Source organism: Nocardia farcinica, from assembly GCF_029867845.1.
Taxonomy (GTDB): Bacteria; Actinomycetota; Actinomycetes; order Mycobacteriales; family Mycobacteriaceae; genus Nocardia; species Nocardia farcinica_A.
This window is the reverse complement of the sequence record NZ_JARWRU010000905.1, coordinates 1-6,049: the sequence shown is the minus strand read 5'-3', so window position 1 is coordinate 6,049 and position 6,049 is coordinate 1. Positions and strand designations below refer to the sequence as shown.

5 protein-coding genes are annotated in these 6,049 nt (G+C 71.3%); 3 read left to right on the top strand and 2 right to left on the bottom strand.

Features of this window, described 5'->3' with window-relative positions:
- Positions 1–202: 202 nt before the first annotated feature.
- Both QH283_RS19930 and QH283_RS19925 read right to left on the bottom strand, forming a co-directional pair.
- Positions 203–1,876, bottom strand: coding sequence for a thiolase C-terminal domain-containing protein (locus QH283_RS19930; protein ID WP_280504502.1), 1,674 nt, complete (start codon positions 1,874–1,876; stop codon positions 203–205).
- Positions 1,877–1,917: 41 nt separating this feature from the next.
- Positions 1,918–2,625 carry an SDR family NAD(P)-dependent oxidoreductase gene (locus tag QH283_RS19925; RefSeq protein WP_280504501.1) on the bottom strand — a complete coding sequence of 236 codons (708 nt, stop codon included), beginning with the start codon at positions 2,623–2,625 and terminating at the stop codon, positions 1,918–1,920.
- A gap of 225 nt (positions 2,626–2,850) precedes the next feature.
- On the opposite strand from QH283_RS19925, the gene QH283_RS19920 reads away from it, so the two are divergent.
- The 3 genes from QH283_RS19920 to QH283_RS19910 form a co-directional block, all read left to right on the top strand.
- The gene (locus QH283_RS19920) at positions 2,851–4,317 is read left to right on the top strand and encodes an aldehyde dehydrogenase family protein (RefSeq protein WP_280504500.1); all 1,467 of its coding nucleotides are present in this window, start codon (positions 2,851–2,853) and stop codon (positions 4,315–4,317) included.
- Between the two features lie 57 nt (positions 4,318–4,374).
- Positions 4,375–5,553 (top strand): OB-fold domain-containing protein, encoded by a 1,179-nt coding sequence (locus tag QH283_RS19915; protein WP_280504499.1) that lies wholly within the window; start codon positions 4,375–4,377, stop codon positions 5,551–5,553.
- The coding region (locus QH283_RS19910) for a beta-ketoacyl synthase N-terminal-like domain-containing protein (RefSeq protein WP_280504498.1) at positions 5,550–6,049 on the top strand (500 nt) is incomplete at its 3' end. The genes QH283_RS19915 and QH283_RS19910, both read left to right, overlap by 4 nt.

Below are 6,049 nucleotides of genomic sequence, written 5' to 3'. Positions count from 1 at the left end.
CCCGGCGGGGGGGGGGGGGCGCGGGGCCTCCGGGCCGCCCGCGGCCCGCCCGTCCACCGGGCCGACCCGGCCCCGGGCCGGGCGGGCGCGCGCGCGGGCCGGCCGGCGGTGCCCCGTCCCGGACGGTGCTGTGCCGGGGATTTCTGTGCCGGTCAGGTCGGAGTCGGAGAGTGTCATGGTGAGCCCATCGTGTTCGGGACGGTCAGGAGGCGGTGCGCAGCAACAGGGCGCCGCCGGGGGTGAGACCGCCGCTGGAGACCACCGCGGTCCGCGCGCCCGCCACCTGCCGCTCACCCGCCGTGCCGCGCAACTGCACGATCGCCTCGTGCAGCAGCCCCATGCCGTGGGTGCGGCCGTGCGAGAGCTGGCCGCCGTGGGTGTTGACCGGGATCAGCCCGTCGCGGGCGATATTGTGCCCGCCGTCGAGGAAATCCTTGGCCTCGCCGATCTTGCAGAAGCCGAGCGCCTCGATCCAGGACAGGCAGTTGAAGGTGAACCCGTCGTAGAGTTCGGCCACGTCGACGTCCTCCGGGCGCAGGGTGGTGCGCGACCACAGGTGCGCGGCCGGGCCGAGCACCTGTGGCTCGTGGGTGAGCGTGCTCTGGTCCCACTCGATGCGTTCGATGATCTGGGTGCCCGTGGCCTCCACCAGGATCGGCGGCTGCGCGAGGTCGGCGGCCGCGTCGACCGCGGAGACGATCACCGCGATGGCGCCGTCGCAGGGCACGTCGCAGTCGTAGAGCCCGAACGGGGTGGTGATCGGCCGTGCGTCGAGATAGTCCCGCATGGTCAGCGGGTCACGGTAGATCGCGGTGGGGTTCACGGCGGCGTTGGCGCGCTGGTTGAGCGCGATCCAGCCGAGGGTCTCGCGGGTGGTGCCGTAGCGGTGGAAGTGCCGTTGCGCGTTCTGGGCCAGCGTGTGCGCGGCCGAGATGGCGCCGAAGGGATGCATCCAGCTGGTGGTCCGCCCGCCGGACGGCGTGCTGCGCCCGGCCTTCACCATCTCGGCGAAGGTCGACTCCCACAGCGTGCGGAAACACAGCACGTGCCGTGCCAGTCCGGCGGAGACCGCGAGCATGGCGGCGATGACGGAGCCGCCGGGGCCGAAGGTCTCGATGCCGCCGCTGTGCCAGGTGGGCCGTAGGCCGAGGGCGGCTTCCAGCGCGCCGACGCCGCCCTCGCCGAAGCCGCCGAGATTGCCGCCGCCGGGATAGGAGGACAGGCCGTCGATGTCGGCCATCGTCAATCCGGCGTCGGCGACGGCCCGTTCGCACGCCTCCACCGTGAGCGCGAGCGGGGGGACCATCAGCCTGCGGCCGAGCCGCGACATGCCGATGCCGGTCAACGCGACGTCGTCTTCGAACTTGCGCCGGCGCACCATCGGCCGCACGTGCTCGCCGAACCGCTCGGGCGCGATCTCGTCGACCGGCAGGACCGCAGAGCCGGACTGGTCGGCGGCGGGCCGGAACAGCGGCAGCCAGACGTCCTGCTCCTGCTGGAAGACCACCTCGACGGCCATGCCGAGCGTCAGCTCGTCCGGGTCGGCGTCGACGATGTTGGTGGTCAGCCGGACCCGGGGGTCCTCGATCGGGGCGACCTGCGCCACCACATAGGGCGGCGGCAGCCCCGGCAGGGCGAAGCGGTGGTTGACGGTGAAGCCGGCGAGCGTGGCCCGGCCGGAGAGCTCCCTGACGCCGAGATCGTGACCGCGGCAGTGGCGGCAGACCGGCTGCGGCGGGTGGATGAGCGCCGAGCAGGCGTGACAGCACTGCATGCGCAGTCGCCCGTCGGCGCCGGAGGTCCAGAAGAACTCGGTGTCCGGCGACAGTTGCGGCAGCGGTCTGCCGGGTGGCCGGTGGTCGTCGGCACGGGACATTTCGCGCACCCCTGTTCGGACGGAATGTGACGGCGGGCTGCTCAGGTGTTGCGTCCGCCGTTGACGCCGAGGATCTGTCCGGTGATGTAGCCGGCCTCCTCGGAGACGAGGAAGGCGCACGCGGCCGCGATGTCCTCGGGGGTGCCGATGCGCCGCACCGGGGTGCGCTTGATGTGGTCCTCCACCGAGCCGCCGAGTTTGCGGGCCTGTTCGGAGCGCCGCAGCATCGGTGTGTCGATGAATCCCGGCGGAATGGCGTTCACCGTGATGCCCGACGGGCCGAGTTCCAGGGCGAGGGATTTGGTGAGCCCGTTGACGGCGGATTTGGCCGCCACGTAGTGCGACATGAACGGCTGGCCGGAGTGCGTGCTCGACGAGGAGATGTTGACGATGCGCCCCCATTCGGCGGCCAGCATGTCCGGCAGCACCGCCTGCACGGTGTGGAAGACCCCGTCGAGATTGACGTCGATCACCCGGCGCCACTCCGTGTAGTCGATATTGGTGAAGCGCTTGAAGCCGTCCACCCCCGCCGCGTTGACCAGCACGGTCACCGGGCCGAGCGCGGCGCGCACCTGTTCCAGCGCGGCGGTGACCTGCTCCGGGTCGCAGACGTCCGCCCGATAGGCGAACTCGTCCTCGGCGGGCGGCACGAGATCCAGTGTGGCGACGTGATATCCGTCGCCGCGCAGGCGGCGGGCGATGCCGAGTCCGATGCCGGACGCGCCCCCGGTGACCAGTGTGGTTTTCACGGCGGATTCCCCTCTCCGGCCGACCGCAGCCGGCTCCCGAGCTCGCAAGAATACAGTATGCGATCTAGGAGAACCGTACTCTCATCGGTTCGCGGGATGCAAGGCGTCCGGCGCGGTCCGGCCGGCGTGGACTGTCCGGTTCGAGGATTGACGATGTCCGCTGCCATGGGTGAAGGTATCATTCTCTGAAACAGAGAATGTAATTTCCACAAGCGAGGAGACGGGATGTCGACGCAGGAACACGCGCAGGCCGTGACGCGGCGGCTGCTGATCGACGGCAAGCTGATCGACACCGAAGCCACGCTGGCCTCGCTGAACCCGGCCACCGGCGAGGTGTACGGGTACGCGCCGGACGCCGGTGTCGCCGAGGCGGATACGGCCGTCGCCGCGGCGCGGCGGGCCTTCGACCAGACCGGATGGTCGCGCGATCACGCGCTGCGAACCCGTTGCCTGCACCAGCTCCACCGTGCCCTGCGTGACAACGTGGATGACCTGCGCGAGCTGACCATCGCCGAGGTCGGCGCGACCAGGATGCTCACCCACGGCAATCAGCTGGAGACGCCCATCGAGATCGTCCGCTACTACGCCGAGCTGCTCGAGAACTACGACTGGAGCGAGGATCTCGGTCCGGTGGAGATCCGCGGGCAGCAGCACCGGCGCTGGGTGGAGAAGGAAGCCGCGGGCGTGGTCGCGGCCATCTCGGCCTACAACTACCCGCACCAGCTGGCCCTGGCCAAGCTCGCCCCCGCGCTCGCGGCGGGCTGTACGGTGGTGCTCAAAGGCGCGCCCGACACCCCGCTGTGCACGCTCGCGCTGGGCGAGATCCTCGCCGAGCACACCGACATCCCGCCCGGGGTGGTGAACGTGCTCGCCTCCTCGGATGTCGAGGTGGGCAAGCGGATGACCACCCATCCCGACGTGGACGTGGTGTCGTTCACCGGGTCCACGGCGGTCGGCAAGCAGATCATGGCGGCCGCCGCGCAGACCATGAAGAGAGTCTTCCTCGAACTCGGCGGCAAATCCGCGCTGATCCTGCTCGACGACGCCGACTACCGGACCTCCGCGCAGTTCGCGGCCTTCAGTGTGGTCACCCACGCCGGGCAGGGTTGCGCGCTGACCACCAGGCTGTTGGTGCCGCGCGCCGACCACGACCAGATCGCCGCGCTGGTGGCGGCGAACTTCGCCCATGTCTCGCACGGTGATCCGGCGCACCCGAAGACCTACATGGGCCCGCTCATCAGCGAGCGGCAGCGCGACAAGGTGGACGCGCTGGTGCGCCGGGCCGTCGCCGACGGGGCGACCCTGATCACCGGCGGCGAGAAGATCGACCCCGGCTTCTTCTACACCCCCACCCTGCTGGCGAATGTCGACCCCGACAGCGAGATCGCGCAGGAGGAGGTCTTCGGGCCGGTGCTGGCGATGATCCCCTACGACGATGTCGACGACGCGGTGCGCATCGCCGGCAACTCCGTCTACGGACTCTCCGGCGGAGTGTTCGGCGCCGACGCCGAACGCGCCAGGTCGGTGGCCCGCCGTATCCGCACCGGCACCTTCAGCATCAACGGTGGCAACTACTTCCACCCCGACGCGCCGTTCGGCGGCTACAAGCAGTCCGGTATCGGCCGGGAGATGGGGCGCGCCGGGCTCGAGGAGTTCCTGGAGACCAAGACGCTGGCCGAGGTGGTCGGCTGAGGGGCCATGGCCGCGAGAACGGGGAACGAAGTCGGGAACGAGGACAGGAGGCAGGCCGTGCCGTGCGTGATCTCGATCGGAACCTATCTGCCCTGCTGGGGCAGCACACGCAGGCGGGTGCTCGGCGACGACGAGGACGCGGTCACCCTCGCGGTGCAGGCGGGCCGCTCGGCGGTCGAGGCCGGTGAACCGGTGGAGCGGGTGGTGCTGGTCAGCCGGGACCTGCCGCTCATGGACAGCAGCAATGCCGCCGTCCTGCTGGCCGGACTCGGGCTCGATCCCGAGCTGGAGGTGATCGAACGGCTCGGTGGCGCGCCCGCCGCGCTCGACGCGCTGAGTTCGGCGCGCCCGCGCACCCTCGTGATCGGCGTGGACACCGACCCGGCCGGGGCGGCCGCGGCCTACGTCGGCGATCGGGGCGGCACCCAGATCCGCACCGCGGCCAGGGTGACCCGCAGCCTGCCCGCCCGCACCCGCAACGCCGTCGGCGCGGTGCACGACTACGGCGACCCTCGGCTGCTGCGCGAACGCGGCCTGGTGGCCTCGCTGTCGGCCGCCTGGGTGGACACTCCGGTCGCGGTGGCGGGCGTGGACGAGAAACAGGCGGCCGGGTTGTGCCGCGGAGAGCCGCCTCGGCTGCCGACGCTCGGCGCGAGCGCGGGACTGTTCGCGCTGGCATCGATGGCCGAATGGGGCGCGCCCGGACTGCTGGTCGGTGTGGAACAGGCGAATCTGTCCGGGATCTCGGTGACGCCGGGGCCGGTGGCGGTGCGCCGGGTGGAGCCGTCCGCGCGGCCGCTGCCCGAGGGCGAGTGCCTGCCCGCCGCCGACCTGCCGATCTCGCTGGCCGCCTACGACCGCGCGTTCGAGGCCAAGGTCCGCTGGGAGGCGGGACGGCACGCGGGCAGCGACGAGCTGGACTTCCCGCCGCGCTACCGCCTCGCCGCCGACGGCACGCTCAGCACCGGCTACACACTGGTGCCGCTGCCGCGCACCGGCACCGTCCACACCACCACCACGGTGCGCATCCCGGTGCCGGGATTGAAGACCCCGTACTCGCTGGTCCTGGTGGAACTGGACGAGGTGGGCGTGCGGGCGCTGGCCAGGGTCACCGGCGCCGACCCGGGCACGGTCGGCATCGGCGACCGAGGTCGGATGGTGCTGCGCCGGGTGGCGGTGCGTGCCGGGGTGCCCGACTACGGATACGCGTTCGAACCGGAGACGGAGGCGTCATGAGGCGAGTCGCTGTCGTCGGCGCGGGAATGACCCCGTTCGCAGAGCATTTCGCACTGGGCATCAAGGATCTGCTGCCGATGGCCTTCGCCGACTGCGCGGCCTCGGTGGACAAGGGTTTCCCGATCGCCGACCTGGAGGCGGCCTGGTTCGGGGCCATGGGCACCACCGACGGTTTCCCCGCCGGGGTGCTCGCCGACGCGCTCGGCCTGCCCGAGCTGCCGGTGACCCACATCGAGAACTCCTGCGCCACCGGCAACGACGCGGTGCGCAACGCGCTGTACGCGATCGCCTCCGGCGCGGTGGACGTGGCCCTGGTGATCGGCGCGGACAAGTTGCGCGAGACCGCCCAGCGGGACCTGCTGGGGGAGTGGGAGTCGTTCAACCGGGACAAGGCATGGGATGTGCAGCTCGGCATGTTCGCCCCCGCCGGGTTCGCCCTGCACGTCAACCGCTACCTGCACGAATCCGGTGCGGGCAGGGAGCATCTGGCGATGGT

Excerpts from the sequence above, each read along its gene's own strand:
- QH283_RS19930 (WP_280504502.1), bottom strand. The coding sequence starts at position 1,876 with ATGTCCCGTGCCGACGACCACCGGCCACCCGGCAGACCGCTGCCGCAA.
- QH283_RS19920 (WP_280504500.1), top strand. The coding sequence starts at position 2,851 with ATGTCGACGCAGGAACACGCGCAGGCCGTGACGCGGCGGCTGCTGATC.